The organism is Alicyclobacillus sacchari (genome assembly GCF_004366795.1).
Classification (GTDB): domain Bacteria; phylum Bacillota; class Bacilli; order Alicyclobacillales; family Alicyclobacillaceae; genus Alicyclobacillus; species Alicyclobacillus sacchari.
Map to the genome: position 1 here is coordinate 84,399 of NZ_SORF01000008.1, position 26,418 is coordinate 110,816.

Sequence of the window (26,418 nt, forward strand, 5' to 3'; positions counted from 1 at the left end):
AAACTGCTGCACGCAAACAGCGCCTGCACATGAGCAGGCGCTGTTTCTCATGAATGAACCGATTAACCGATTGGTTTCAGGCGATCCATGACAATCGCGGCCGACTGATAGTTGTACGGCGACGGATCAATCCAGAGGTTGCTTTGTGTCGACCAGCCCGTGAACTGCGCATCGTTGTACTCATACCACAGCGCACCGTTCAAGAGCGGAATGACGGGCAACTGCTCGGCAGCAATTTTCTCGATCTTGTAAATATCGCTCTTTTGCTGGACAAGGTTCGTCGTCTTTGAAAAGTCCGACAGAGCCGTATCCACCGTCGCGTTCTTATAACCCTCGATGTTGAACGAACCGTTCGAATCGAGCATGTCGTAGTACAGCGTATACGGGGTCGGCCCGACATTCGTCCAAGAAATTGCGAAATCGTAAGTCGGCTTTTGCCCTGCACCGGGATCGATCTGGTTGTAGTACGCAGAGTACTGCTCTTGTTGCACATTGACGTTGATTCCGATCTTCTGCAGATCCTGCTTAATCAGCAACGCGTCTTCATCCCAGTCGCTCCAGCCGGCGACAACCAAAAGATTGAACGACAGCTCTTTGCCGTTTTTCGCAAAGATGCCGTTCTTATCCTTCTTAAAACCGGCCGCAGTCAACAGTTGGACAGCCTTCGCATCGTTCTGCGTGAACGTTTTATCGGCGGCTGGCAGGTTCGGATTGAGCCACGACTTCTGCGGCGGCAGAACGAGGCCGTTTGGAGAAGCGACACTCTCGTATCCGGTTTCACCTTTCACCGACAGCTGCGTCCGATTGATCGCGTCGCTTATAGCCTCGCGCACAGGGAGTTCCGCGAGAAGTGGGTTGTTCAAATTCGGATACAGCTCAACTGGGTTGTTGGGCGGGAAGTAGTAGTGATTATGTTTCGGATTGGCCGCCACGAACGTCTTTTGAATATCTGGAATGTTGATGCCTGCGTACTGGATTTGACCGCTGGCGAGAGCGAGATCGGCAGCTTGGTTGGTCGCGTACGCCGGGTAGCTCAGAATTTGCACCTTCGGAGCCCCGTTGTAGTACATTTTGTTGGCCTCGTACTTGACATCCTGTGTCGAGAAGGACATCAACTTGAACGGCCCCGTACCAATCGCCTTGTCATGCGTGATTTTCGCTTTGGCAGGATCGCCAAGGCTCGCCCATTCATGTTGAGGCACGATGTATGTACCGCCAAGCACGTACTGTTCCGCGAACGGAATGTTGGGCTGCTTGAACTGGAAGACGACTTTGTAGTTGCCCTCCGCCTTGACGCTGGACAATTGCTGCCAGATGCCATTGGTGTCAGCGTCCGGGTATTTCTTCAACTCGTTGAACGTGAAGACGACATCCTGAGCTGTAAACGGCTTCCCATCTGTCCACTTCGCCTTGGATTGCAGGCCAACAGTCAGCGTCTTGGCGCCATTGCTGAATGCGAAACTTGTACCCAGCAAGTTAAACTGCTTGCCAGTCGTGTTGTCAAAATAGAAAAGGGTTTCGTAAATATTGCCCAAAGTACCCGAAACACTGTTCGTCCCCGCAAACGGATTGAAGTTGTCCTGCCAGGTGGCCAGCACGTTGGGCACAACCGTCAACGTGGTCGGCGTAGATGCTGCGGATGCCGTCGCGGCAAGGCCGGAGAGTGTGATCAGCGCTGCCGCAGGCGCTGCCAATGCGGCCGCCCATACTTTCTTCGACATATGAATCCCCCTTAGGATCTGGTATCCCTTGTTTGAAAATTGTCAACGGTGATAGAAACCGCTTTCGAATCTACTTACCAGCAGCCCCCTCCTTCTGGATAAGATTTCTGACGGGAATATCTTAGCACTTGTCATAAAGCGCTTTCAATATGTCCGCAAAAGAAATTTTCAAATTATGAATAGGACATTTTGAACAGGATCTTGACGTTCCCGTCCCTCCAAGAAGGTGGTTGCACAGGCAGAAGGACGGGAACTGCTCGAAAGCGGTTACGCTCTGCGGAGGTTGGTCGCAAGTCGCGGCGTTGTCCCGATGCCAATTCGCTTCACGCTCGAACGCATGACCAATTCGACGGGAACAGTCAAAACGGCCGGAGGCTTGTTGGGATTCTGCATGAGCTCGAGTAACTCGTGTCCAGCCATGCGCCCCATCTCCTCTTTGTTCTGACGAATGGTTGTCAAGGCGGGCGTGACATATGCGGCAAGCTGGACATCGTCAAAACCAATCAACGAAATGTCTTCTCCCGGCGTCAACCCCGCCTCGCGCATTGCCCGCATCGCACCGATGGCCATCATGTCCGAAGCGAAGAAAATGGCCGTTGGCGATTCTGGTAAGGTAAGCATCCTTTGCATAGCTTCGTAGCCCGATTCTTCTGTAAAGTCCCCCTCCATAACCCATTCCGCGCGAAATGGCAGTCCGAAATCCTGCATCGCCTGATGATACCCCAGCGTGCGATCATGTCCCGGTTTTGTCCCCGTACGATCTCCCACGAAACCGATATAACGATGACCATTTTCAGCGAGGTGGCTTACAGCCAGACGGGCGCCACCGATATTGTCGGACGCCAAATAACTCGCTCGCGAACCGAGCAGGTCGAGATCGACCGAGATGATAGGAATGCGACTGCGGGACAACGAGGTCAACCCTGGCGAGGTACGGGGAACGCCAAGCAAAAACAATCCGTCCACATCGCGGTGGCGTGCCCGGGCCTCAAATCCATGTGGCATCTTCGATCCGTTAGTAGGCGAAAAGAACAGCACATCGTAACCGCTTGCACCCACTACATCCTGGAAGCTGGCAATAATGTCATGTAAAAACGGATGGCGAAATCCCATCCCAGACTCATCCTGGAAAAACACGCCAATCGACATTGACCTGCGCGTGACCAAACCGCGCGCGGCCGCACTCGGTTGGTAGCCTAGTTCATTTGTAATTTGCTGCACTTTTTCCCGTGTCTTAGCACTCACATCAGGGTATCCGTTCAGCACCTTAGAAACTGTCGTCGCCGATACCCCAGCTCGCCTCGCAATATCATAGATAGTGGTCATTGCAACAACTTCCTTTTTCTCTGTAGTGTCAATCACCCGGCCCCAGTTGCGCTTTGACACCTTGCACAAACACATGCATCTACCCCAAGCACATGCGACATCCATGTGTCAAAAGCATTGTCCGAAACCGCTTTCGGCCCCTCTAATTCACATTGTATACGTTCTTGAATCATAAGCCAAATCCCTTTTGATAGACCGTCATTTATACGAAATTTTTGCGTATTCCAGCTTCCCTGTCCATCTGGATTTGAAAGCGTTACCCGAACGTGCTATTGATAGACATGATATCATTATGCGAAAGAGGTGTCTTGTGTGGAATTTACCAAACTTGGCCGAACAGGGCTTGTCGTCAGTCGGCTTTGCTTGGGCACGATGAACTTCGGGCCCGAAACCGATGAGAAGGACGCATTTCGCATCATGGATGCGGCGCTGGACGCCGGCATCAACTTCTTCGATACGGCGAACGTCTATGGCGGTGAAGGACATCGCGGCCGTACGGAGGAAATCATCGGTCGCTGGTTCGCACAAGGCGGAGGACGCCGGGAACGGGTGGTGCTCGCGACCAAGGTGTACAACATCATGGAAGATCCACTCGATGGCCCCAATGAGGGGCGCGGTCTTTCTGCATACAAAATCCGGCGACACCTCGAGGGCTCCTTGCGGCGCCTACAAACCGATCACATCGAACTCTATCAAATGCATCATGTCGACCTCAGCGTCACCTGGGACGAGCTTTGGGGTGCGTTTGAGGTCGCCGTTTATCAAGGCAAAATTGGCTACGTGGGAGCCAGCAACTTTGCGGGATGGCATTTGGCCGTCGCCCAGGCTGCCGCGAAACAGCGCAACTTCCTCGGACTCGTTTCCGAGCAACACAAATACCACTTGCTTTGCCGCGAACCGGAGCTCGAAGTGCTGCCAAGCGCACAGGCGCATGGTATCGGTGTGATTCCATGGAGCCCGCTCGGAGGCGGTTTGCTCGGGCGCAACGCCCTCACGCGCACCGGATCGCGAAGTGCACGCGCACATGCAGAAGTCGAGAAACACAAGGGCCAGTTGGAGGCGTTCCAGCAATTGGCCAATGAACTCGGTGAGCCGCAAGATGTGATCGCGCTCGCCTGGCTGTTGGCCAATCCAGTCGTCACAGCTCCCATCATCGGACCACGAACGATACAGCAACTTGAGGACTCGTTGCGCGCCGTCGAGGTGAAGTTGACCGACGACGTCATGCAGCGTTTACACGAAATCTTCCCCGGCCCGGGCAAGCCAGCCCCAGAGGCGTACGCCTGGTAAACCTATGAAAAATCGGCGCCAGGCGTGAAGGCCCGGCGCCAATAGCCATAGCCACATCTAACATTGCACGCCGATTTCGCGCAAAAAGGCCCTGGCAATGACCATGTGTCCACTCACGTACGGATGAACGCGATCCCCAGACCAACTCCACGTGGTCAGGTGCTGCAGGCGCTCATCAAACTCAGCCTGAATATCGATGAACGTCGCACCGGTCTCTTCCGCAACCGTTTTCATGGAATCCGCGTATGCGTCTACCATCGCGCGCATCGGATCACTCCGATTGAGTTCGAGGAAAAATGGGCTTAACAAGAACATTTCCTTTACGCGCGGAAGTGTCTTGGTGACCAGTGACCGCAACGTCTCTCGATAACGATCCAGACTGACATGGTTCTCGTACAATAGGCGCGAATCGAACTGCCGCCAGACATCGTTAACCCCAATCATCACCGACACGTAGTCGGGGCGCTGATCAATCACGTCGCGCTGCCAGCGCTCTTGCAAATCGACCACGGTATTGCCGCTCGTCCCGACGTTGACGACGCGTATTGGCCGATCTGGATACAATGCCTGCAATAAACCGTCGACAAACGCGACGTAACCAAAGCCGAGCCCGCCGCGAGGCGCTTCGCCGATCGGTTGATTGCGGCCGCAGTCGGTGATGGAATCGCCAATCATCACAAGTTTGCTGTTTGCTTCTAACCGCATCCCACACTCGCCTCCGTTCCTATCTATCCTAGCACACTTTTCTGACGCGTTATCCAAAGTTTCCATAGGTTTGCCGCCATCAGACCGATGAACAAATACAACAGGCCGCCAAAAGTCAGGTAGATCAAGCTGCTGACGATGGCTGAAATAGCACCAAACCCAATCTGGTGGCGATAGCGGGCCGGTGACGTGGGCGGATCGGTCAACATGAAACAGGCGAGAAACAATGCTGAATTGATGATCGGGTTACGAAACGCGTCTGCGGCCAAAGCGACGTGAAAAGCGCCTTCGAAGGCGAAAAAAGCTAGATAGACCGCAAAAAATGAGAAGAATTGCGGGAACTTGTTGACACGCTGGACGATGGCGTAGCCGATGACGAGCAGGATCGCGGCGCTCCACGCCGGCATGGCGGATAAATCACCCCACCAACTTTCGCTGGCGTGGAATCCTGCAACGGCGACGAGTAAGCCGACCGCCGCCGGATTCAAGATGGGCTTGCGGCCAATCTTCAGCACATGCTTGGACGCAATGGCGATGGCCGTCGTGGCCATGACGACAGGAATCGGAGTGTCTGCGGCGAGTACCAGGCCGATGATGATGGCCGTCACCAAGCCACCGTCAGACAGCCGAACAGGATAGCGGCGCAACCAGAGTGCGACGGTGTCACAGGCTACCGCGGTGGCCACCGCGACCAAGACATTGGCGACACCGCGCAGCGTGCCACTGTCGATCGCGCCGATACACATGAGCACGCACAACAGCACGAGCACAAACCCTTTCGGCGTCCGCAGATAGCGCATTAGCTTCGAATGTCGCCGCCGCGCCAGCGGGATCGTATGCGCTTCACTCATCTGTGTACACCTCCCATTGGTCCGTTGTAAACGTCGATAAATCCGGCATGATGAACAGTCCTTCGACGCCACACTTGGCGAGCAGGGCCCTTCCCTCGTCGGGGCCAAGCACCATCGCCGCCGTCGACAACGCATCTGCCATCATCGCATAGCGGGCGATCACGGTCACACTCGCCGGCGAAGTCCCTCCTCGTTGCGGCAGAACAATATGCGATGCCCCTGGCTCAACTCGGCTTTTGCGCTCATAATCGCCCGATGTACAGACCGCGCAATTCGATATGGCTAAGGTCGCCACAGTGGCACCGGACACGCGCGGATGGCGGATACCGATCCGCCACGGCTTGCCGTCCGGACGAAGCCCACCGGCATAGATATCGCCACCTGCATCGATGACAAAGCCATCGAGTTCCTGCAATTGCGTTGCGGCGAGATCGACAGCGAAGCCCTTCGCGACTGCACCGAGATCGATCACAACCGGTCGGTGCAGCGTCACGGTCCGGTGCTCATCATCCAACGTGATGTCCCGATACGTCACGTCGTCCGGTACCGATACGCTGGCGATGGAGCAGCCGGATTGATAATCGATCGCAAAGCCAAGGCGTTCCATGCGGCGGCCAACGGCGGGATCGAACTGACCAGCCGTGATGTCCGCGATCGTAAGCGCAAATCGCAGCGGATGATACAACAAAGGCGACACGACAACAGCTTCGCCGACGTGGTGGAGCAGCCGCCTGACCTCGCTGTCGGAACGGAACCGCGAACAGCTCGCCTCAACTTCGTAAAACGGACGGATTGCGCTCTCGATGCGAAGTCCGATGTCAGCCTCCGCATGGTGCCGCGATACTCCTGTTATGGCTACCCGCGTGTCCATCGCGACGAACGCCTTCTGCACAGAAGCCGGCCGCTCCATCGGCATCTCACCCTTTATCGTTTGGATTCTGTGCCTGGTCCAAGGCCTGTTGAACCGCCATCGCAAACGCGTACGAACTGAGCGTAGCACCGGAGACAAAGTCCACATCGGCACTTTGCTTTGCGATCACTTCGTTCGGCAGCACGGGATCGATATCGCTTTGCGGATAGTGAGTGTCGCACTGCGTGATTTCCACTTGCGCAATTTTACCGTCCCGGATGATCACCGAAACGACAACGGTGCCAATTTGGTCAGATCCGGAGCCTTGATAAGTCCCATCTATGTATTTTGCTGTCGACTTTGGCCGGCTTGTCTCACGGTTGCCGGCTGTCGCTGTATCGTTGGTCGTATGCGTCGAAGCAGGCCGTTCGTTTCGGCTGGTCGTGCCCGATCCGCCGCTTGGCACACCGACCACCGGTTTATCTGCGGATTGTGCGGTCACGGCATAGCCTGCGGCATACATCGCGCCAAGCGCCACGGTGCACATCGCAATCAGCTGCTTACTCATTTGCTTCGCCATCCACATCACCCCGCTCTACCCGTATCAGAATGTGGTTCAAACGATGATTCCAGTAAGCAGTATAGCCTCTGAATCTTGAAAAACGATTGGCGGTTCCCTCGAAAGGCCCCAATCATACCATACCAAAACAAAACAGACTGGCATCCGGCCAGCCTGTTTTGTTTGCTGCTCAGTTACTCCTCGATACCCTTCTCGGTCTCTTCGACAAAGCCGAGTACTGTGAAGAACCTGCCCTCAAAACTCGACGCTTCGACGTAGCCGTTGTGCAAGAGACGGTAGATGGCCGTGCGCGCCAGAGCACCGCGGCGGAACTGCGGAGCCCCTGCACTGCTGATGGACCGCAAGACCCGGTTTGTGCGATTGTCGATGGTCAGAACCACAGTCGATGTCTTCACGTTCCTTCACCTGCCTTCCTGACATTCGTGCCCGCCCCATGGCAGCGAACACACCGTATACAATGCTGCCTTGTCCCGAATTGACATGGACAAGCGCCGAAGGTCAGGAAGAAGACGCAAAGCAGGGCAGGATGACCAACGCTAGATGGCCAACCCGCCCTGCTTTTGGACAATCCTCATTCGACGTCATCCGGGATGCCGGCTGTCGCCTGCAGATTCCGTACACGACCTTCGTCCAGAAAGACGATGCCGTCACTGGTGCCGGCAAAGTAGACATCTCGGACCTGTTCGCGCGTCACGCGCAGACCCTCGCCATCATCGTGCAAAGGATGGTCAACTTCCACCTCTGGCACATACGGCCTCTTCACAGGCATCCCCCCGTCCACCGAATGTGATCGTCAAACGTAGTGTGGCCGGGAGTTCACAATACATACCCAATCTCAAGCGACCTGCTTTTGTTGTTCCATCACCTTTTGATGCGAAGGGAGGAACCACGAGACGATAAGCGTCAATAAGCCGATACCAAACATCGTGATGAAAATGTGGTGTAATGCATGGGCAAGCATTTGATCGACAAACTGCTTCATCCTTGCCGAAAGACCTGCGGCCGAACCGCCGCCGCTAAGCTCATTGAGGATGCCGGTAAGGCGACTTGGATTCAGCCCAGAAACACCTTGTGCATGCCGTGTGGCGTAATCCTGAATCCCAGCGTTAAAGAGTGCTCCGAAGACTGTGACACCAATGGTTTGGCCGAGAGATCGCGAGAACTGATTCGATCCCGTCGCTGCGCCGCGCATGTGCCAGGGCACCGCCGATTGAATCATCACCGTGGTCGGCGTCGTCATGTAGCCCATGCCGAGGCCCATGACCACCATGATGCCCACGAAGAACCAATAAGGTGAGTGCAGCGCGACGGCCAACAACCAAAGGGTGGCACAGGCGACCAAGATGGCGCCAATCACCGTCGTCCGCTTCGCTCCGACGCGATACATGAAACGTCCGGCAAATGTCGACCCGAGCGGCCACGCAATCGACATCGGCATAAGTGTCAGGCCGGAACTGGTCGCACTGTGGCCGAGGATGGTTTGAATCCACATCGGTAGATATACGTTGGCACCAATCAACACGAAACTCGAAAGAAAGCCGATCACGTTCGAGACGGCGATGACCGGATTCGAAAATAAACTCAACGGCAACATAGGTTCCTTTGCCATCCGCTCAATCCAGACAAATCCTGCAAGAAACACAGCGGCCACGACAAACAAGCCAATGACGATGCCACTATTCCAAGCGTACTTGCTGCCACCGTTCAACAAGGCGTAAAGCAAAGCGGATACGCCGACGGTGAAGACGGCCGCACCGAGATAATCGATAGATTTCGTGTGTCGCTCAAACTTCTCATGCAAGAACAGCAGCACCAAAATAAAGGAAACGGCGCCAACCGGCACGTTGATATAGAAGATCCAACGCCAGCTAACGTGATCGACAAACAGACCGCCGACGAGCGGCCCGAGCAGGCCAGCCACGCCCCATACCGAGCTGAACAGCCCTTGCATACGCGCACGCTGTTCACCAGGGAAAAGATCGCCGATGATGGTAAAGGTAACAGGCATCACGGCGCCAGCGCCAATTCCTTGAAAAGCGCGGAACCAGACCAATTCCGTCATGTTTTGTGACGCACCGGAAAGAGCGGACCCAAGAACGAATAGAATGACACCGATGCTAAAAATCACTTTGCGGCCAAAGAGGTCGGCTAACTTTCCGTATATTGGTGTCGTCACACTGGTTGTGAGCGTGTAGATGGCAAACACCCAGCTATAAAGACTGAGACCGTGCAATTCGCGCACGATGTGCGGCATCGCCGTACTGACAACGGTGACGTCAATAGCGACGAGGAACACGGCGACCAACATTGCAACCGTCACCATTTGGCGGTTTGTGTGTCGCACTCGGGATTTCCCTCCTCAATATCAATGGCAAACAACTCGCCGCCTTACCATAACGAAACTCACTATACTTTTTCAAGTATTTTCTACAAGGTCGTCACACGCTCAATTGCACGTTGTCAATGAGGCGCGCCTTGCCGAAATAGGCGGCTACCGCGAGCATGACATCCCCTTCGATCACGTCGATCGACTCCAGGTTAGCCAACGAGACGACCTCGGCATAATCCAAGCGGGCGACGGGATCCGCCACGATGCGCTCGCGCATGCCGGACGCAATCGCTTGGCCGTCGCGGTTGCCACGCGCAATTTCCCCCTGCGCCCAGGCGAGCGTTCGATAGAGTATGACTGCGTGATCGCGCTCATCAGGTGTCAGGTAGACGTTGCGCGAACTTTTCGCGAGTCCATCGGGCTCGCGCACCGTCGGCACGGAGACAATGCGTATGGGCATGTTCAGGTCGGCGACCATGCGGCGGATGATGGCGAGTTGCTGGCCGTCCTTTTGGCCAAAGCACGCCACGTCGGGAGCGACAATATGAAATAGTTTTGAGACGACCGTCGCAACGCCGGCAAAGTGGCCAGGCCGCGTCTTGCCACACAGCTTGGCAGCCATCTCTGGAAGTTGCACCGTTGTCGCCATCTGCTGCGGATACATCTCGGCGACCGTAGGCGTGAACGCCACGTCGCACTGGCCACTTGTGGCAAGCAGGCGCAAATCCCGATCAAGATCGCGCGGATAGCTACTTAGATCTTCATTGGCACCGAACTGCAGAGGATTTACAAAGATGCTTACCACAACGAAATCCGCCTCGCGGCTCGCGGCCTCGACCAGCGCGAGATGGCCCTCATGCAGATAGCCCATCGTTGGCACGAGCGCGATCCGCTTGCCATCCGCTCTCGCCGCCGCGACCGCTTGACGGACGCCAGCAATGGTTTCGCTTTGCATAAACGACTTAGTCAAGATTCTCATCCTTTCGCTGCAACATCTCCAAAAACGCTTCGTGCTCGTTTCGCTGCAGGTGAACCGTCTGTTCTTCGCCTGGGAAGGTACCCGTCTGCACCTCATCGACGTACTGCTGTGCCGCCGTCACAATGGTGTCGGCAATGGCGGCGTAGCGCTTGTTGTGTTTCGGGATGTAGCCCGACGTATATCCGATGAAATCGTGGAAGACGAGCACCTGGCCATCGCACAGGGCGCCTGCGCCAATCCCGATGGTCGGGATCGCAAGCCGTTCCGTCACAGCGGCGGCAACTTCTGCCGGTACGGCCTCGAGAACGATGGCAAACGCCCCCGCTTCCTCAAGCGCCTTCGCATCCTCGATCATCTGCATCGCCGCGTCCGCCGTTTTTCCTTGGACGGCAAATCCGCCAAACGCATGTACCGATTGCGGTGTCAGACCGATATGTCCCATGACGGGAACACCAGCCTGTACGAGTCTCGTGATCGTCGGCGCCAGTTCCCGCCCACCTTCCAACTTCAAGCCGTGCACGCCGCCTTCTTGCATGATGCGTGCGGCGCTGCGCATCGCCTCCTCGGGCGTGACTTGGTAGGTTAGGAACGGCAAATCTGCGACAACCATGGCGCCGTTTGTCGCACCGCGCGACACCATGCTCGCGTGGTAAATCATCTGATCCAACGTGACTGGGACGGTCGTCGACTGCCCTTGCACCACCATCCCCAGCGAATCGCCAATTAACAATATATGCACGCCCGCCTCCGACAGCAGCCGCGCCGTGGGATAGTCATATGCCGTCATCATTGCAATCTTTTCGCCAGCCTGCTTCATCTTGGCGAGTGTTCGCACGGTTACGTTCTTTGCCATTTAGACTCCCCCTGTTTCAGATCCAAGCCATTGCGTGAATTCGTCAGCCTGCTCGTCACCGATGCCGCCCTTCGCATGGGCGATAGGCACGGTTGCCCGGGCCAACGCGAGGTACACGGCATGGGCCTGCGGATCGCTGACGAGCGCGGCGAGGTGTTTCGCCACGGTTGAAACGTCTCCCCGTTCGATAGGCCCGGTCAACGCCTGTGGTATGCCTAGTCGATCCACGTTCTCGATGGTGCCGCGAACCAAAGGCAGCAAACTGCGCACGCCATCTGGCAGCGGAGCCAATCTCGCGGCCGTCGCTAAAAGTGCCACCAAGGCATTCGACGCGAGGACCGCCGCGGCGTGATAGGCGACTTTGTCCTGCGCGGCCAAGAGGAATGGGTGACCTCCCCAGTGCCTTGCCCAGGCAAAGGCCGCCTGCACGACGTCGGGATGGCCTTCCACGGCAATCGCGATCCCTGTCAGGGCCTTGGCACCATCGGCGTGATCGGCAAACGTCTGCAATGGATGCACGCTGCCCACGCGAGCACCGCGATCCGCCGCTACGGCAAGCGCGGTACTCGCCAGCGCACCCGAGGTATGGATGATCATCTGACCGGGACGTATCATGTCGAGTTCGCACAAGCGAGCGGCAACATTAGAAATCTCTCGATCCGGAACTGTGACCCAGATCACATCTGCGGCCCGAACCTGCGACGCGGCGTCGCTCCATTTTAGGACAGGGACGCCGGTCGCTTGTCGAAAGCGAGAGGCGTGGTGACTGCCTTCGTCCCGTTGCAGAGCACAAACAACGTCGGCTCCCATAGCTTTGCAAGCACACGCCAAGGCCGTTCCAACCCTGCCAGGGCCAACGATGGCCATCACAGAGGACAGCGAATTTATCGACTCTTCGTGATCTGCCAATTCGCGTTCGACTCCCCATGTTGACATCTCATCCGCAGGTAATTGTACCAATCTTCCATGCGAATGTGGAACGCGTATGAACACAGGCGAAACGGGTATAGCGCACTCGCGCCAGTGGTACACCAGATCCTAAGGGAAACGTCGAAGCATCCACAGGATGCTTGCGGCAGACCCTCGCTCAACCAGAAAACGAACCACCCTGGGGGGAATCGATATGGAGAAATGGCTGCAATCCTCTGCTTCGGTGCCAAAATACGCTCGAATTTGCGGGCTCGTCGCGCTTTCCATCGCCATCTTGTGCGCCATCACGCCGACATTTGGCGTGCTGCGGCTTGAGCCGGCGGCCGTCGTGCTTGGCGCCGTCGCCTTGTTCGGAGGCTTTCGTGGCGTCGGCGCGGGTATCCTCGTCATGTGTGCGATGGACCTGATTTTGAGCCCCGCATTTTGGACCAACGTCACTTGGGCGACCAGTCCTTATTCCGTCGTGGATCACTCACTCGCGTACTTTGACGTCGTCGGCATCATCGCGATGTCGGCCCTTTTGTTCCGGCGGACGCACGAGTGACGCACAGACAAGGGAGATGCGCACAGCCTGAGAGGGGGACTTCTTATCGAGGCAGATAAGCGCTGGGACGTCGCGAGCGTCGCGACGATTCCGCTCATTGTAACGCTGGGCAACTCGATGATGATCCCGGTACTTCCTATCCTGCAGCGCAAGCTCGACATTAGCGCCTTTCAAAGCAGCCTCATCATCACGGCGTATTCGATCATCGCGATCGTTCTCATTCCAGTAGCCGGATTTGTGTCGGACCGGATCGGCCGCAAGCGGGTCATCCTACCTGCACTTGCAATGACGGCTGTCGGTGGACTGGTCGCGGGAATCGGAGCAAGCCTGTTTCACAGCTACGGCTGGGTGCTCGCAGGCCGCTTCATCCAGGGGGCCGGATCCGCCGGAGCCATGCCCATTGCAATGCCGCTCGTCGGAGATATGCTGAAGCGCGACGACGAAGTCAGTAAGGCGCTTGGTACCATCGAGATGTCAAACACGTTTGGCAAGGTGCTCAGTCCCCTCCTCGGCGCGGCATTGGCAATGTGGGGATTTTCATTGCCGTTTTACGCCATTCCGGTGCTGTGTCTCATCTCCGGCATCATGGTCGCATGGTGCGTGCGCGTGCCAAAGCGCCGTGGCGAGGAGCTTGCGCGGCCTCCCAGCGTCTCCGAATTGTTCTCCTTGGTGCACAGACATCTGCGCTGGTTGTTGGCCGTGTTTTTCACCGGTGCCTCAGCGATGTTCGTTTTATTCGGCACGCTCGTGTATCTATCCGACAGGCTGGAGTCCGATTGGAACATGGACGGCATCCTAAAGGGCCTGATCCTCGCGATTCCACTGGGTTGTTTGTGCCTAACCTCCTATTTCGCCGGGCGCGTCATTGGCAATCACAAGCGGCGTATGAAATACACAGCTGTCATCGGCGGAATCGTGGCGAGCTGCGGATCGCTCATCGGCGCCATGGTACCTGGGATGTTCTGGGTCGCTGTTGCCGTGTGTGTCACCGGCATAGGCATTGGTGCCGCCCTGCCAGCCACCGATGCGTTGATTACGGAAAGTATCCGTAAAGCGCAACGCGGTTCGATCACGTCTGTCTACACAAGCACCCGTTTCATCGGCGTGGCTGCTGGCCCTCCGGTCGTTTCGTTACTCGCCAGGTTTGGGCAATCGTGGGTGTTTGGGATCATGGCGGGAGTGTGCCTGTTGGCCGCATGGTATAGCGTGTGGGGCATTCAAGCTGGCACTGGCGGCGGTCGCGGCCCTGTACATAGGAAATCACGTGACGCTTCCCTGCAGCCTATTCATGAGAAAAGCCCACGATCCATCTTTCGACGGAAAGCATAGAGGGTACATATACAATGCGGCTCGCGGTAATCCAATAACTTACACTTCGCTTCGCTGGCGATCCCTTGCAAAACGTGTTACACTGACGAACACAAACTCCTGTGATGTTGGTGGGACATTTTTTGGTTTTAATCTATGGCGAGTAATATGGGAATCCGATTCCAGCTTGAAGATGCCATGCCTCCATGAGTGGAAGGTTGATTCAGGCGATAGGGTACCCACCTGTGAGAGCAGGTTCAAAACCGATTGTCCCACGGCAGAACGGGGTACATACGAAGCCGTTCCTCGATGCGCAATGCATTGGGGGGCGGTTTTTTGTTTCCGTACACAACATCTCAAAGCGGCGTGATTCTTCATCCTGATTTGAACGTATAACCCACAGCAGGATCCATATGTTAATCGACGAGGAAACAAGTAATCTCTTTGGGAGGATGATACGATGCAGATGTTGACGCATGAAATGGCAGAACTCAATGAACTTTTGCTCAGCTGCACAAACTCGATTCAGTCGATGGCGCTGTTTTTGAACCAAGCACAGGATCAGGAACTGCGCGACATGATTGCCAGGCACTACGCGGTGCATGTGCAAGATTACAACATGAAAGTCGAATTTGCCAAACAGCAACAGGGATCGACCGATACGCTGGACGTTCCCCCGCTGCCGTCCATGCAGCCCATGCCGATGCAATCGATGTCCGTACAGCCTGTGCAACCGCAGGTCAAGTTGCAACAGCTTGATGATCGCGCCATTACGACGTCGTATCTGCTGACGCTCAAGCGAGCCGGGCGCGAGTACGCGTGGGCCGCGTTCGAGACATCCACCGTGCAGATGCGCACGTTTTTGGAAGACGCATTCCGGATGTGCTCGCACCAGGCGTTTGAGGTGTGGCAATACGCGGTCCGCAAAGGCTGGTATGCGGCGCAGCAGGCACCCGCTCAGGCCGTACAAACCCTAGCGCAAACCTATCAGGAAGTTCCTTATCATCAGCCTGCCGCCCAATATGCAAGCGGATCGCAACCACAAACGCAACAAACTGGTATGACGATGCCCGGCCATCGTTATCAATGACAACAGCCGCGGGCTAATCTCCGTTCACCGCTCGCTGCCTCTGCTGTGTCGCAGCGTCTGGCGACGACAAAGCGGCGTGCAGCGCCTTCGTTTCCTCTGCCTTGAACCGTTTGCCGCGAAGCAACAGAAGCCAGCTGATCGCGGCCAGTGCGGTGCACAGTAGATACACGTCGCGATACCCGGCCCACTGTGCGATGGCGCCGCCCAGCAAGCTGCCGAGCATCTGCCCTAGGTTGTTCGTATTGCTGTACAGCGCCGTCGCGGCCCCGGGGGTGCCCGGCATGAAATCCTGCATATAGCTCATGCCGATGCTCACGCTGATGGCGATAAACGTCGCGCAGAGAAGCTGGAGCGCCAGCATTTCCCATGGTTTCTGGGCAAGCCAGGCGCCTACGTAGTACATAGCACCGCAGACAGAGCCGAATAAAAGCAAAGGCCGCTTTCCGATCCGCACACTCAGGACACCGAGCCCAAGAATGATGGGAATTTCGAGGCCCGCGCTCAACGCGACCACAGAGCCCACCACCCTGTCCGAACCATGCAGTTCCTTCGTCACGAAGAGTGGCATGTACAGTCCATTCATGGACGACGCGGTATAAACGGCAACATAGGAGAGGCACGCGGTCACAATATGACCATCTCGCAACATGGCAAACGATTTGATCGGCCGCGAACCCTGAATACCAGCAGGCGGCCGCCGCTCGATCCGCCAAACGACGATCGCAAACACGGCTGCAAATAACAAGGCTGTCGCGGCGAACAAGCCGGAAAAGTGGCAGACCTGCAACAGATAGGACCCGAGCAAAGGTCCGATGACCCATGCCAATGAAAAGAACGACCTGAGCGATGAGGTGGCAAACGTCGCGTCGACTCCCGGCACGCGACTGGCCGTCTCGCGCGCGTACGCGAACAGCTGTGGAAACACCGAAGAGCCAAGCCCGAGCAGCACAGTCGAAACGATGAGCAGCGGCAAATAGCTGTGCAAGACGAGGAAAACGCCATACCCCAAAGCGGAACAGGCGGCCGAGACGAGCATGATGAACTTCTTGGCCACCCGTAAATCAGATAACCTGCCGAGCCACGTGCTTGCCAAAATGCCACCGACGCCATTGACACACATGAAGACCCCAAGCTCGGCCGCCGACATGTGAACGACATTGGCACCAAACAAAGACAGATAGGGCCTCGTGATGGAAACCCCAATGCCGACAAGCGTGATGGCGAGCACGAGTGTACCGTAGCCAGGCAACAAACGCGAACCGAGCGAACCAAACCGCAAACGAAAACTCAAGCCGATCCCCTCCCGGATCAAACTACACCATGGTAGCACCATGGCACGGCCCTTGAGGATTGCAGATCTGGTCAAAACATGACGAAATTGTGTGTTTGCCGAAATTGGCAGGCCTTGAATCCGCTTCACCTGTTTGGCGGGCTCATGCAAGCTGCGATACAATTTTTTCGGAATTGAAACGCGGTGCCTAAATGGGGTCTACATCTAAAGAAAGGTGAGGTTCAGATGGAGACAAATAGAGAAGAAAAATTTTGTAAAGAATCCAGAGCGACAAAGATCCTTCGTGTCTTCCCCTCCGACTTAAACGATCACAACACGATGTTTGGCGGCAAGCTGATGGCCTACATCGACGACGTGGCTTCGATTTCAGCAGAACGACACGCACGCGCAGAATGCGTCACTGCCTCCACCGACAGCGTCGACTTCTTGCTTCCGATTCGCGAAGGTCATTCCGTCTGCTTGACGTCGTATGTGACATCGACTGGCCGCAGCTCCATGGAGGTATTCGTCAAGGTGGTCGCCGAGCATCTGCGCACCGGTGAGCGGATGATTGCGGCGACCGCTTTTCTGACCTTTGTCGCACTCGGGCCAGACGGCCGCCCCGTCCCCGTGCCGAAAGTCGTGCCAGAGTCTCCGGAGGAAAAGAAGCTGCACGAAACGGCTCCTGCTCGCGCCGAGGCCCGCAAGCGCCACCGCGAACAAAGTAAACTGCTCGCCGAACATCTACGGCCTGACCGCCTCTGGGAGATGGGTAACTGAATCACTTCGCGATTTCGATCCGCTGACGAGACGCCATCGATTGCAAGCACGCGTCGATGACGCGCATGTTCGCGATGGCGTCCGCCGGTTGGAACCGAAGACTCCCCCCGTTGAGCAACGCATCGGCAAAGTCGTCGGCCTGCAGTGTATACGCGTCCAGATTCGGAAACGCCTCGACGCGCTCGCCACGCGACGTGATCACCTTAATCGACAGATCTTCACCGACAAACGCATTCGCCACCTCAATTCGCCCATCGCTGCCCAAAACTTCGAGCGTGTTGCGCGGGGCGGCCCACATTGCACAATCAAACGTCAATCCAACAGCGTTCGGGAATTCGACGAGTCCCGACACCATCATGTCCACATCGTCATGCTGCGACGATGTGAAACCGACCGCCGTCGCGGCCACAGGCTCGTCAGCAAGGATGAGCCGCGCGGCACTGATGGGGTAACAGCCCACATCATAGAGCGATCCGCCGCCCCATTCCCGGCGATACCGAACATTGCCGAAATCGGATGCATTGTTGAACGTGAACGTCGCGTGAATGCCGCGAATCACGCCAATCTCGCCGCTTCTCACAATTTGCGAGATGCGTTCGTAACGCGGATGATGGCGATACATAAACGCCTCGGCGAGAAGAACACCCGCCTTCGCACAGGCCACGACCATCTCCTCAGCTTCCGCCGCCGAGAGCGCGATCGGCTTCTCGCAAAGCACGTGTTTCCCCGCCTGGGCCGCGCGAATGGTCCATTCCTTGTGCAAGTGATTGGGCAGCGGGATGTACACCGCATCGACATCGCGATCGGCCAGCAACTCTTCGTAGTTTCCATAAGCACGGGCAATGCCAAACTGCGTAGCCGCGGCATCAGCCTTCTCCTGGCTGCGGCTGGCTACAGCGATCACGCTGCCAGTCTGCGACTTTTGAATGCCAGGAATCACCTTGCGCACCGCGATATCGGCACAGCCAAGCACGCCCCAGCGCAACTTCTGTTTCGTCATCCGTCCCACTCCATCCGCTTGTCGATTCTCGTCATCACGAGTCCATTTGCGTCTATGCGATCAGATCATTTGCGACCGTCCGTGCCAAAACGCTTTCAGTATAGCAAATTCCTTCCGCACATTTGGCTGTTTGATGACACTCGCGCCATTCTATTTGTGATTTGATGTTGGAACACGTAATATCAGGCTCGAGGTGATTTGATGCGCGGAAATAAACAGGCTATGCGGCTGATCGCCGCCGTTTGTGCCACTGTCATGGTGGTGACAGGGTGCGATTCGGTGAACAAACCGCAGCAGCCAGAAACGGAAAATGCGCCACCCGCGCGTGTACAACCAGGAGCTCTGGTGGCGGGCGGATCGACAGTCGTCGCAGAATTCGTCAATGGCAAGTGGATCTACCTACCGGCTGCATCCGTCGTCAATGCACCTTCGTCAGCATTTCAAACGGTGGATGTCTCCGCAACCGGTGAGGTTGCCGCGACGACACCAGGCAATAGCGACACATTGACCGATGGCAGCAGCGGAAGCGCACTTTGGACCTATCACCGTGGATGGCAACCGGTGCAGATTCAAGGTGATACCAATGTTCAGGTTCATGCCTTTGCACCGGATGGAACGCTCTACGCCGCGCCGGACGATGGGCAATTGGCCGGACTATGGAAGAGAACAAGTAAAGGCTGGACACAGGTGAGTGGAACTGCCCAACTGGGATACATCACGGCCATCGTTTGGTCGCCAAAGGGCGTCCTCACGGTCGTCTCCATCCCTGACAACGGCGCGACGACCATCTGGCAGCAAAACGGGCCAACATGGACTGCACTCGGCGGCGAGAACACCCCGTTTGCGGGCGATACGCTGACGGTGCAATGGTCGCCTTCCGGGCAACTCACGGTCGGTTCCAGCGGCCATGGCCTGTTTGCGTACGACCACGGAAAATGGGTGCCTGCAGGAGGTGTGCCCTCCCCCATTGCCGATGTGCAACAGTTCGCCTGGTCGCCGCAAGGCCATTTGTACGTTGCCGGCCATACGTCCGGATCGGCCGGACTCTGGGAATTGAGCGGGGGGCGTTGGCACGAAGTAAGCGGCAGCGGCCCAACTGTTGGGCAGGACAGGATCCGCGAGTTTGGTTGGTCGCCAAAGGGCGTGTTGACGGTCAGCGACGGCACGGCGTGCCAACTGTTTCAGTTGCAAAACGGACGCTGGGTGCGCATCTGGAACAAAACGAAAGCATCCGATCCCGACGCCATGCCGCCCTATTTTGCCTGGTCACCCAAGGGTGTGCTGGTGTGTGACGGAGGCGATATCGGAGGCCTCTGGCAGGAGGATCAAACTGGTACCTGGACGCTCATAGGAGGCAATGCGTCGCCTTTTCGCGGACAGCGTAATGTCTCGTTTACTTGGGCGCCTGCGGGCAGCGCGCAAAATTCAACCCAGAGGCTCCAGGCTTAGCCGCGACGAAAATACACGTAGGATAGGACCGTGGCCGCCGCCGCCCAAGTGAAAATGATTACCAGCGTGCCAAGAATGGCGAAATGCAACGGCACAACCCATGCACAAACGACGCATAACAGGCCCGCCACGACGCCAAGTGCACCTGCGGCGCGATGGGTGCGCCGCCACGCCTCGTCGCTGGCCAGCGTCCATGGTGTGCGAATGCCCACCAACCAATTTGGTGAGACGCGCGGTAAATAATTGGCCAAAACGTCGTGTACTGTGCGCGCTTCGGATCGATCCGCCAAAACGTGCCAACACCCGATCAGTGCAAGCATGATGAGAGGCATGACAATGGTCGCCCCAAATCGGCTCATATAGCCGTTCGGCTTGCCAAAGACATCGAAATCCGTCGCCACGCTGGCGAGTAACTGCGGATACAGGGCTGCACTGACAGCACACACCACCACCCAGGCTGCCCACCCCCACCAGGTGATCGCCGATTTCCGCTTATCAGCCACCTGTGCCACCTCCAAAGTACCATGCTCTTGGCCTCAGTATGTAGCCTGTTGGCTATACAGCAATTATGAAATTCACGACGTTTCCAGAGGGATTCGACATCGATGTCACGAAGTTGTGTACCTAACAATTTTATTGTGCTCCACTGTTTGCCGACCGCGCGTGGGCCGATAACGACTACAGTGCCCCTGTAACACGCAGGTTTCGCGCTTTGAAGGGATGATTTTTTGACGTGCACATCGTGCCTCAACACTACCATTTCCGCCTTGTGATACTCTCCTATATCGTCGCATCGTTGGCATCATATGCGGCCCTGGATTTGGGGCGGCGCGTCGTCGAAACGCGTGGCTCAACACAGACATGGTGGATGATTTCGGGCGGAGCGGTGATGGGCATTGGCATCTGGTCGATGCACTTTATTGCCATGCTTGCGCTCGTTTTGCCCGTCGCCATGACATACAATTGGGCCATTGTCGCGCTCTCACTTGCATTTGCCATGCTTGGGCCCATCATCGCGCTGTTTGTGGTGGCCCGCCTGCATCGGTTACGCTTCAAATTTGGCTTCGGTGCGATATTTATGGGCGCAGGTATCGTCGGCATGCACTATACAGGAATGGCGGCGATGCGGCTGACGGGATCGTTCTCGTACCGACCGGCGCTGTTCGCGCTGTCATGCGTCATTGCCGTTGGCGCGTCGTTTGTCGCGCTGACACTGGCATTCGCATTCGCACGAGCGGACGGCTGGCGCGCCTATGCCATCAAAGTGATATGCGCCCTCGTGATGGGCGTCGCCGTCGCAGGAATGCACTACACAGGTATGTGGGCAACGATCTTCCGCGTCCCGCAGGTCATGCCACACATGAACATGTCTACACATGGACCGCTCGCCATCGTCGTCGGGATATTTGGCGTCATGGTGCTGTTGCTGGCCATTGCAACAAGTGTGTTGGACCGCCGTCTAGAAGCCGACCGGATCCGTATCCAGTCTGCCGACGAACGCTTCCGCTCACTGTATATGCACCACTCGGATGCCATCTTTACGTTTGACACCAAGGGCAACTGCCTGGACATGAATCCGCAAGCTCGGCGCTTGATTGGCGCACTTGCCGCCAGTGTGGACGCACAAGCGATGTTGAGCATGATCGAAGAAGGCGACCGCACAGAGGTGGTTGGCGATTACCACCGAGCGACAAAGGGCGAAACAACACATTCAGAGTTCTCCTTGCACGGACCAAACGAGCAGACGTTAGTCGTCAGCGCCATTCAAATTCCCATCCTTGTCGATGCCGAGGTAACTGGCGTATTCGTGATCGCCCGCGACGTCACGCGCGAACGCGCCGTTGCGGACCAAATTAATCATATGGCATTTCACGACGCCCTCACGCAACTCCCCAACCGCCGCTTGTTCGAAGTGCAGGTCGACAGATTCATTGCGACAGCCGACGGGAATGCGGAAATGCACATTCTATTTGTCGATCTCGATCGTTTTAAATCGGTCAACGACACGCTGGGACACGAGTTTGGCGACAAACTGTTGCAACACGTCGCATGGCTGATTCAGGAGATCGTCGGCAATCCGGGGTTTGTCGCCCGCATGGGCGGCGACGAGTTTACCATCACCCTGTTTAACCAGCCGCTGCAGGCGGCAGTTGCCATTGCGGATGCTTTGATAGAGCGCCTGCACCGTCCACTTTTAATTGACGATCGCTCCATTTACATGACGGCAAGCCTCGGCCTCGCCAGTTATCCACAGCACGGATGCACGCGCGACATGCTTTTACGCCATGCAGATTTGGCGATGTATGCAGCCAAATCTTCAGGGCGCGGCACGTATCATGTATTTGAAGAGGCCACGGCCGCGACAGCCATGGCGCGACTGGAACTTGAGCAAGAACTGCGCGAAGCGGCAGAGAACGGCTTATTCCAACTGGTTTACCAACCAAAGGTGAGCGTTTCCTCGGGAGAAACGGTGGGTGTCGAAGCCTTGATTCGCTGGACGAGACGGTCTGGTGAACAAGTATCGCCCGCCGAATTTATCCCGATCGCGGAGGAAACCGGTCTCATCGTGCCTATCGGAGAATGGTGCTTGCGCACCGCCGCACGACAGGCAAAAGGCTGGCTGGAAGCTGGCACGCCGCGGAAAATCGCTGTCAATCTCTCGCCGCACCAAGTCATGAACGAGCGTTTCCTTGGCATCATCAGCGGAATTCTCGAGGAGACGGACCTACCGCCGCAGTATCTCGAAGTTGAAATTACAGAAAGTGCGATGATGGATGCCGAGATCGCCAACCGTTTTCTGAGTGGCTGCCGGGCGCTTGGCATCGAGGTTTCGCTCGACGATTTTGGCACAGGCTACAGTTCGCTGAGCAGGTTGACGAAATTGCCGCTCAATCTCGTCAAAATCGATCGCTCGTTTACACAACACGTCTCCACGCAGGAGAAGGCGCGTGCACTGGTCCGCAGCATCATCGATATTGCCCACAACTTGGGCATGCGTTGCCTCGCAGAAGGCGTAGAGACGCAAGAACAGCTAGCCGTCATCCAATCTCTCGGTTGCGACGAGGCCCAAGGTTTTTTGTTTTCACATCCGGTTCCTCCCGATGCGCTGGGCCAGATCCCCGCGCCGTCGATAAATCTATAGAACGAGGTGTTTTCATGGAACAAGCGAATTATCGGGTCATCGTCGCAGGGTGTGGTGGCATGGCTAACACGTGGGTGGAAGATTTGCTCAAACGGCCCTACGTGCACATTGTCGCCCTGGTTGATGTCAGGCGCGAAAACGGCGAAGCCATGGCGGCTCGTCATGGCCTTGCCGTTCCCATATTCGAGCGGATCGAAGACGCCTTAGCCGCCGTCAACGCAAATCTCGTGATTGACGTCACCATTCCGGAAAGCCATCGTGCCATCGTGACCACAGCCCTGCGCGCCGGGTGCGATGTCTTAGGTGAAAAGCCAATTGGCGCGACACCTGAAGACAGTCGTGCCATTCTCGATGCCATGCACGAAACTGGACGGCGCTATGCAGTCATGCAAAATCGGCGCTACCATCGCCAGATCCGCTCGCTGCAAGCGGCCCTGCAACGCGGTATCATTGGGGATGTCACGGCGGTGTACGCAGACTTTTTCATCGGTGCCCATTTTGGTGGGTTTCGCGACACCATGGATCACCCACTATTACTCGATATGGCCATCCATACGTTTGATCAAGCTCGCTTTTTATTGGGAGCCAAGCCAGTTTCCGTGTATTGCCACGAGTCGAATCCAAAAGGCTCTTGGTACCAAGGGGCGGCAAGTGCCATTTGTATCTTCGAAATGAGCGACGGCTCCGTCTTCAACTACCGAGGCAGTTGGTGCGCCGAGGGATGGAACACATCATGGGAGGCGGCATGGCGGGTCGTTGGCAGCCGTGGCACCGCCTTGTGGGACGGCAATCACAATCCACGTGCGCAGATCGTTGAGGAAGCGGCTGAAGGATTCATCCGGCCTTGCACTGAGTTAGAAATTCCAATTACATGGCAAGGTCGTGAAGGTCACGCTGGTTGCTTGGATGAGATGTTTCAAGCGCTTGCCGAGCACCGGCTGGCCGAGACGGATGCAACTGATAACATTCATAGTTTGAACATGGTGTTTGGCGCCATTGAGAGCGCCCGCACAGGACAAAAGGTCACCTGGTAGAACTGCGCGTTCATAACATTGTGGCTGCCTTCCAACATGGAACGGCAGCCTTTTGCGTATACATTTTGAAACCGCTTGCAGGAATCTGGACAAGGAACACGAAACAATTTGAATGGACAGACGAAATCGGTTGCGCTTCTGATGCCGACCGCAGGAAGGAGGAAACCTGTGCGACCAGGGGTGTCCCCTGGCTGTGCAGGGAACAACATGGCGACAGCTGAGACTTATGAAGAGACGCTCGCGCACGTCAACACGCACTCCAGCCCGTCAGAGTTAAAAATCACCGACATTCGTTTCGCTGACATCATCGGGGCGCCGATGCACTGCAGCCTGATGAAGATTTACACGAACCAAGGACTTGTCGGGTATGGCGAGGTTCGCGACGGAGCGAGCAAGACCTACGCACTCATGTTGAAAAGCCGACTGCTCGGCGAGAATCCCTGCAATATCGACAAGCTGTTTCGCCGTATCAAGCAATTTGGCGGGCACGCCAGGCAAGGCGGCGGTGTTTGTGGCATCGAGATCGCCCTTTGGGATCTTGCCGGAAAGGCTTACGGCGTTCCCGTATATCAAATGCTCGGAGGTAAATTCCGAGACAGCATCCGGATGTACTGCGACACCGACGTACACGGCAAACACGATGGCACGGCAATGGGCAATGCGTTGTTGAAACGTATGGAAATGGGATTCACATTTCTGAAAATGGATCTCGGCATTGGGTTGCTCCTGGACGAACCTGGTGCGCTGAGCGCCCCTCTGGGATTTCTCGATGCAATGAAACGCCTGACCCGCCCTTCGGTGCCGCCACGGGACGAATGGGAACGGCGTGAGCGCCGCAACCGTGCATACGACCTCATGAATATCGCCCACCCCTTCACCCATATCCACGTCACGGAAAAAGGGCTCGACATCCTCGAGCAGTATGTTGCCGACGTTCGCGCGGTCATTGGCTACGAAGTACCTCTCGCGATTGACCATTTCGGCCATATCGGCGTCGACGACTGCATAAAACTCGCGCGGCGCCTCGACAAGTATAACTTGGCGTGGCTGGAAGACATGGTTCCGTGGCAACTGACGGACCAGTACGTCAAACTGTCGCGCGCAAGCACCATTCCCATCTGTACAGGTGAAGATATCTACCTGAAAGAAAACTTTCGGCCGCTGTTGGAGTCCGGCGGCGTATCCGTCATTCATCCGGATGTCCTGACGTCGGGCGGCATTCTTGAGAACAAGAAAATCGGCGACATGGCGGAGGAATATGGCGTTTCGATGGCTGTACACATGGCGGAAAGCCCCATCGCCTGTATGGCGGCGGTACACAGCGCAGCGGCGACCAACAACTTCATTGCGCTCGAATATCATTCGGTCGACGTTCCCTGGTGGGACGATCTCATTGAAGGCTTGCCGAAGCCCATTGTCGATCACGGCTTTATCCGCATCCCCGACAGACCTGGACTTGGCATTGAAGCGCTCAACGATGACGTCATCCGCGCTCACCTGCATCCGGACATCCCGGGCCTTTGGGAACCGACAGACGCCTGGGATGACGAATGGTCCCACGACAGGCTCTGGAGTTAGTGAGATGCCCTGGTGAGGAGGAATGCCAATGCCCAACCGACGCGTTGCGCTGGTTTCAGACGCAAGCCACCCATTTGGCGTGGCAACGGCTAAACGTTTGGCTCACGACGGGATGACCGTCGTACTCAATGGCCCGCCAGGGCCTCGTGAGCAAGCGGTGGCCGCACTTGCACTGGTCTTGCAAGCGGAGGGCCATGATGCCTTGGTCACCGTTAACGACATGAAGGATACTGCCGCCGTCACATCGCTGTGCGACGACATTGTCACAAAGTACGGAAGGATCGATCTGCACGTACACACGCACAACCGGATCGACCGTGGTGCTGTCGCCTCGATGCCACATGGCCTCGTCCGCGATTCGCTCCATTTCCACGCCAAGACGGCGTTTCTTTGCACACAAGTGATAGGACAGCGCATGGCAGCACAAGGAGAAGGCTGTATCGTCTACGTGGGATCCATCCACGGGGACAAACCGACAGGGTCTGCCTTTTCCTACGCGCTAGCGCAGGGCGCCCTGCAAATGTTGTGCAAAGAAGCCGCGCTCGAATTGGGCCGCTCCGGCGTGCGCGTGAATCTGATCGCAATGGGGCCAGTCGAGGGTGACGACATGCGCTTCCAGAGTGACATCTCGGACATCTACTTGGATTATCAGTACAAAGTTCCCTCGGCGACACTAGGAACGGCGGAAGATGTGGCGGAAGCCGTCGCCTGGGCGACAAGCGATGGCGCTAGGTACTTGAACGGAGCCATCATCCGGCTGGATGGTGGTTTTGCCCTGCACTATATGGACCACAAAATGAAGCGGTGAG

25 protein-coding genes and 1 other RNA gene are annotated in these 26,418 nt (G+C 56.5%); 11 read left to right on the forward strand and 15 right to left on the reverse strand.

Annotation, left to right across the window (positions count from 1 at the left end; translation table 11 throughout):
• Positions 1-62: 62 nt before the first annotated feature.
• Together C7445_RS09445 and C7445_RS09450 are read right to left on the reverse strand one after the other, a co-directional pair.
• Positions 63-1,721: an ABC transporter substrate-binding protein gene (locus C7445_RS09445; RefSeq protein WP_134159807.1), complete on the reverse strand. Its 1,659-nt coding sequence runs from the start codon at positions 1,719-1,721 to the stop codon at positions 63-65.
• A 267-nt stretch (positions 1,722-1,988) separates the two neighbouring features.
• Positions 1,989-3,047 (reverse strand): LacI family DNA-binding transcriptional regulator, encoded by a 1,059-nt coding sequence (locus C7445_RS09450; RefSeq protein WP_134159808.1) that lies wholly within the window; start codon positions 3,045-3,047, stop codon positions 1,989-1,991.
• Positions 3,048-3,359: 312 nt separating this feature from the next.
• Here C7445_RS09450 and C7445_RS09455 point away from each other — a divergent pair, with 312 nt between their 5' ends.
• The gene (locus C7445_RS09455; protein ID WP_134159809.1) at positions 3,360-4,337 is read left to right on the forward strand and encodes an aldo/keto reductase; all 978 of its coding nucleotides are present in this window, start codon (positions 3,360-3,362) and stop codon (positions 4,335-4,337) included.
• A 57-nt stretch (positions 4,338-4,394) separates the two neighbouring features.
• On the opposite strand, the gene C7445_RS09460 is transcribed toward C7445_RS09455, so the two are convergent.
• The 10 genes from C7445_RS09460 to C7445_RS09505 all read right to left on the reverse strand — a co-directional run bounded on the left by C7445_RS09460 (position 4,395) and on the right by C7445_RS09505 (position 12,393).
• Positions 4,395-5,042 carry an SGNH/GDSL hydrolase family protein gene (locus tag C7445_RS09460; protein ID WP_134159810.1) on the reverse strand — a complete coding sequence of 216 codons (648 nt, stop codon included), beginning with the start codon at positions 5,040-5,042 and terminating at the stop codon, positions 4,395-4,397.
• A 23-nt stretch (positions 5,043-5,065) separates the two neighbouring features.
• Positions 5,066-5,893 (reverse strand): RnfABCDGE type electron transport complex subunit D, encoded by an 828-nt coding sequence (locus C7445_RS09465; protein WP_166669076.1) that lies wholly within the window; start codon positions 5,891-5,893, stop codon positions 5,066-5,068.
• Entirely contained in the window at positions 5,886-6,803 is a 918-nt protein-coding gene (locus C7445_RS09470) for an FAD:protein FMN transferase (protein ID WP_166669077.1), read from the reverse strand. The genes C7445_RS09465 and C7445_RS09470 overlap by 8 nt, the downstream gene beginning before the upstream one ends.
• A 7-nt stretch (positions 6,804-6,810) precedes the next feature.
• Entirely contained in the window at positions 6,811-7,323 is a 513-nt protein-coding gene (locus C7445_RS09475; RefSeq protein WP_243835099.1) for an FMN-binding protein, read from the reverse strand.
• A 173-nt stretch (positions 7,324-7,496) separates the two neighbouring features.
• The gene (locus tag C7445_RS09480; protein ID WP_134159814.1) at positions 7,497-7,718 is read right to left on the reverse strand and encodes a hypothetical protein; all 222 of its coding nucleotides are present in this window, start codon (positions 7,716-7,718) and stop codon (positions 7,497-7,499) included.
• A 176-nt stretch (positions 7,719-7,894) separates the two neighbouring features.
• The gene (locus C7445_RS09485; protein WP_134159815.1) at positions 7,895-8,086 is read right to left on the reverse strand and encodes a YozQ family protein; all 192 of its coding nucleotides are present in this window, start codon (positions 8,084-8,086) and stop codon (positions 7,895-7,897) included.
• Positions 8,087-8,158: 72 nt separating this feature from the next.
• Entirely contained in the window at positions 8,159-9,667 is a 1,509-nt protein-coding gene (locus C7445_RS09490) for an MDR family MFS transporter (RefSeq protein WP_134159816.1), read from the reverse strand.
• Positions 9,668-9,761: 94 nt separating this feature from the next.
• Complete coding sequence (gene panC / locus C7445_RS09495; protein ID WP_424923002.1) at positions 9,762-10,631, reverse strand: pantoate--beta-alanine ligase; 870 nt, start codon at positions 10,629-10,631, stop codon at positions 9,762-9,764.
• Positions 10,615-11,484: a 3-methyl-2-oxobutanoate hydroxymethyltransferase gene (gene panB / locus C7445_RS09500; protein WP_134159817.1), complete on the reverse strand. Its 870-nt coding sequence runs from the start codon at positions 11,482-11,484 to the stop codon at positions 10,615-10,617. Before panB ends, panC begins: the two co-directional genes overlap by 17 nt.
• On the reverse strand, positions 11,485-12,393 hold the full coding sequence (locus C7445_RS09505; protein WP_243835100.1) for a Rossmann-like and DUF2520 domain-containing protein: 909 nt from the start codon (positions 12,391-12,393) through the stop codon (positions 11,485-11,487).
• A gap of 214 nt (positions 12,394-12,607) precedes the next feature.
• Between C7445_RS09505 and C7445_RS09510 the strand changes: the two genes are divergently transcribed.
• The 4 genes from C7445_RS09510 to C7445_RS09525 all read left to right on the forward strand — a co-directional run bounded on the left by C7445_RS09510 (position 12,608) and on the right by C7445_RS09525 (position 15,356).
• Complete coding sequence (locus C7445_RS09510; RefSeq protein WP_134159819.1) at positions 12,608-12,958, forward strand: hypothetical protein; 351 nt, start codon at positions 12,608-12,610, stop codon at positions 12,956-12,958.
• A gap of 117 nt (positions 12,959-13,075) precedes the next feature.
• Positions 13,076-14,287 carry an MFS transporter gene (locus C7445_RS09515; protein WP_243835101.1) on the forward strand — a complete coding sequence of 404 codons (1,212 nt, stop codon included), beginning with the start codon at positions 13,076-13,078 and terminating at the stop codon, positions 14,285-14,287.
• A gap of 93 nt (positions 14,288-14,380) precedes the next feature.
• Positions 14,381-14,559, forward strand: a non-coding RNA gene (gene ssrS / locus C7445_RS09520) — 6S RNA.
• 167 nt (positions 14,560-14,726) lie between these two features.
• Complete coding sequence (locus C7445_RS09525; protein ID WP_134159821.1) at positions 14,727-15,356, forward strand: spore coat protein; 630 nt, start codon at positions 14,727-14,729, stop codon at positions 15,354-15,356.
• A 13-nt stretch (positions 15,357-15,369) separates the two neighbouring features.
• On the opposite strand, the gene C7445_RS09530 is transcribed toward C7445_RS09525, so the two are convergent.
• The gene (locus C7445_RS09530) at positions 15,370-16,647 is read right to left on the reverse strand and encodes a sugar efflux transporter (RefSeq protein WP_166669078.1); all 1,278 of its coding nucleotides are present in this window, start codon (positions 16,645-16,647) and stop codon (positions 15,370-15,372) included.
• 225 nt (positions 16,648-16,872) lie between these two features.
• Here C7445_RS09530 and C7445_RS09535 point away from each other — a divergent pair, with 225 nt between their 5' ends.
• Entirely contained in the window at positions 16,873-17,406 is a 534-nt protein-coding gene (locus C7445_RS09535) for an acyl-CoA thioesterase (RefSeq protein WP_134159823.1), read from the forward strand.
• Between the two features lies 1 nt (position 17,407).
• Here C7445_RS09535 and C7445_RS09540 read toward each other — a convergent pair whose 3' ends face one another.
• A complete protein-coding gene (locus C7445_RS09540; RefSeq protein ID WP_134159824.1) occupies positions 17,408-18,406 on the reverse strand; it encodes a Gfo/Idh/MocA family protein in 999 nt (332 codons plus the stop codon).
• Between the two features lie 201 nt (positions 18,407-18,607).
• On the opposite strand from C7445_RS09540, the gene C7445_RS09545 reads away from it, so the two are divergent.
• On the forward strand, positions 18,608-19,855 hold the full coding sequence (locus C7445_RS09545) for a WD40 repeat domain-containing protein (protein WP_243835102.1): 1,248 nt from the start codon (positions 18,608-18,610) through the stop codon (positions 19,853-19,855).
• Here the strand turns inward: C7445_RS09545 and C7445_RS09550 are convergent.
• Positions 19,852-20,358: an SdpI family protein gene (locus C7445_RS09550; protein ID WP_166669079.1), complete on the reverse strand. Its 507-nt coding sequence runs from the start codon at positions 20,356-20,358 to the stop codon at positions 19,852-19,854. The two genes, C7445_RS09545 and C7445_RS09550, sit on opposite strands and share 4 nt — an antisense overlap.
• Before the next feature lie 230 nt (positions 20,359-20,588).
• On the opposite strand from C7445_RS09550, the gene C7445_RS09555 reads away from it, so the two are divergent.
• From C7445_RS09555 to C7445_RS09570, 4 genes are all read left to right on the forward strand, one after another.
• A complete protein-coding gene (locus tag C7445_RS09555) occupies positions 20,589-22,997 on the forward strand; it encodes an EAL domain-containing protein (RefSeq protein ID WP_134159826.1) in 2,409 nt (802 codons plus the stop codon).
• Positions 22,998-23,011: 14 nt separating this feature from the next.
• Positions 23,012-24,031 (forward strand): Gfo/Idh/MocA family protein, encoded by a 1,020-nt coding sequence (locus C7445_RS09560; protein ID WP_134159827.1) that lies wholly within the window; start codon positions 23,012-23,014, stop codon positions 24,029-24,031.
• A gap of 207 nt (positions 24,032-24,238) precedes the next feature.
• Positions 24,239-25,609: a mandelate racemase/muconate lactonizing enzyme family protein gene (locus C7445_RS09565; RefSeq protein ID WP_134159869.1), complete on the forward strand. Its 1,371-nt coding sequence runs from the start codon at positions 24,239-24,241 to the stop codon at positions 25,607-25,609.
• Between the two features lie 28 nt (positions 25,610-25,637).
• Complete coding sequence (locus tag C7445_RS09570; RefSeq protein ID WP_134159828.1) at positions 25,638-26,417, forward strand: SDR family NAD(P)-dependent oxidoreductase; 780 nt, start codon at positions 25,638-25,640, stop codon at positions 26,415-26,417.
• The last annotated feature ends 1 nt before the right edge of the window (position 26,418 follow it).

Bases quoted from the DNA above. Each gene is read 5' to 3' on its own strand.
- C7445_RS09445 (WP_134159807.1), bottom strand. From the start codon at position 1,721: ATGTCGAAGAAAGTATGGGCGGCCGCATTGGCAGCGCCTGCGGCAGCG.
- C7445_RS09450 (WP_134159808.1), bottom strand. From the start codon at position 3,047: ATGACCACTATCTATGATATTGCGAGGCGAGCTGGGGTATCGGCGACG.
- C7445_RS09460 (WP_134159810.1), bottom strand. From the start codon at position 5,042: ATGCGGTTAGAAGCAAACAGCAAACTTGTGATGATTGGCGATTCCATC.
- C7445_RS09465 (WP_166669076.1), bottom strand. From the start codon at position 5,893: ATGAGTGAAGCGCATACGATCCCGCTGGCGCGGCGGCGACATTCGAAG.
- C7445_RS09470 (WP_166669077.1), bottom strand. From the start codon at position 6,803: ATGGAGCGGCCGGCTTCTGTGCAGAAGGCGTTCGTCGCGATGGACACG.
- C7445_RS09475 (WP_243835099.1), bottom strand. From the start codon at position 7,323: ATGGCGAAGCAAATGAGTAAGCAGCTGATTGCGATGTGCACCGTGGCG.
- panC (WP_424923002.1), bottom strand. From the start codon at position 10,631: ATGAGAATCTTGACTAAGTCGTTTATGCAAAGCGAAACCATTGCTGGC.
- panB (WP_134159817.1), bottom strand. From the start codon at position 11,484: ATGGCAAAGAACGTAACCGTGCGAACACTCGCCAAGATGAAGCAGGCT.
- C7445_RS09510 (WP_134159819.1), top strand. From the start codon at position 12,608: ATGGAGAAATGGCTGCAATCCTCTGCTTCGGTGCCAAAATACGCTCGA.
- C7445_RS09515 (WP_243835101.1), top strand. From the start codon at position 13,076: ATGATGATCCCGGTACTTCCTATCCTGCAGCGCAAGCTCGACATTAGC.
- C7445_RS09525 (WP_134159821.1), top strand. From the start codon at position 14,727: ATGCAGATGTTGACGCATGAAATGGCAGAACTCAATGAACTTTTGCTC.
- C7445_RS09535 (WP_134159823.1), top strand. From the start codon at position 16,873: ATGGAGACAAATAGAGAAGAAAAATTTTGTAAAGAATCCAGAGCGACA.
- C7445_RS09540 (WP_134159824.1), bottom strand. From the start codon at position 18,406: ATGACGAAACAGAAGTTGCGCTGGGGCGTGCTTGGCTGTGCCGATATC.
- C7445_RS09545 (WP_243835102.1), top strand. From the start codon at position 18,608: ATGCGCGGAAATAAACAGGCTATGCGGCTGATCGCCGCCGTTTGTGCC.
- C7445_RS09560 (WP_134159827.1), top strand. From the start codon at position 23,012: ATGGAACAAGCGAATTATCGGGTCATCGTCGCAGGGTGTGGTGGCATG.
- C7445_RS09565 (WP_134159869.1), top strand. From the start codon at position 24,239: ATGGCGACAGCTGAGACTTATGAAGAGACGCTCGCGCACGTCAACACG.
- C7445_RS09570 (WP_134159828.1), top strand. From the start codon at position 25,638: ATGCCCAACCGACGCGTTGCGCTGGTTTCAGACGCAAGCCACCCATTT.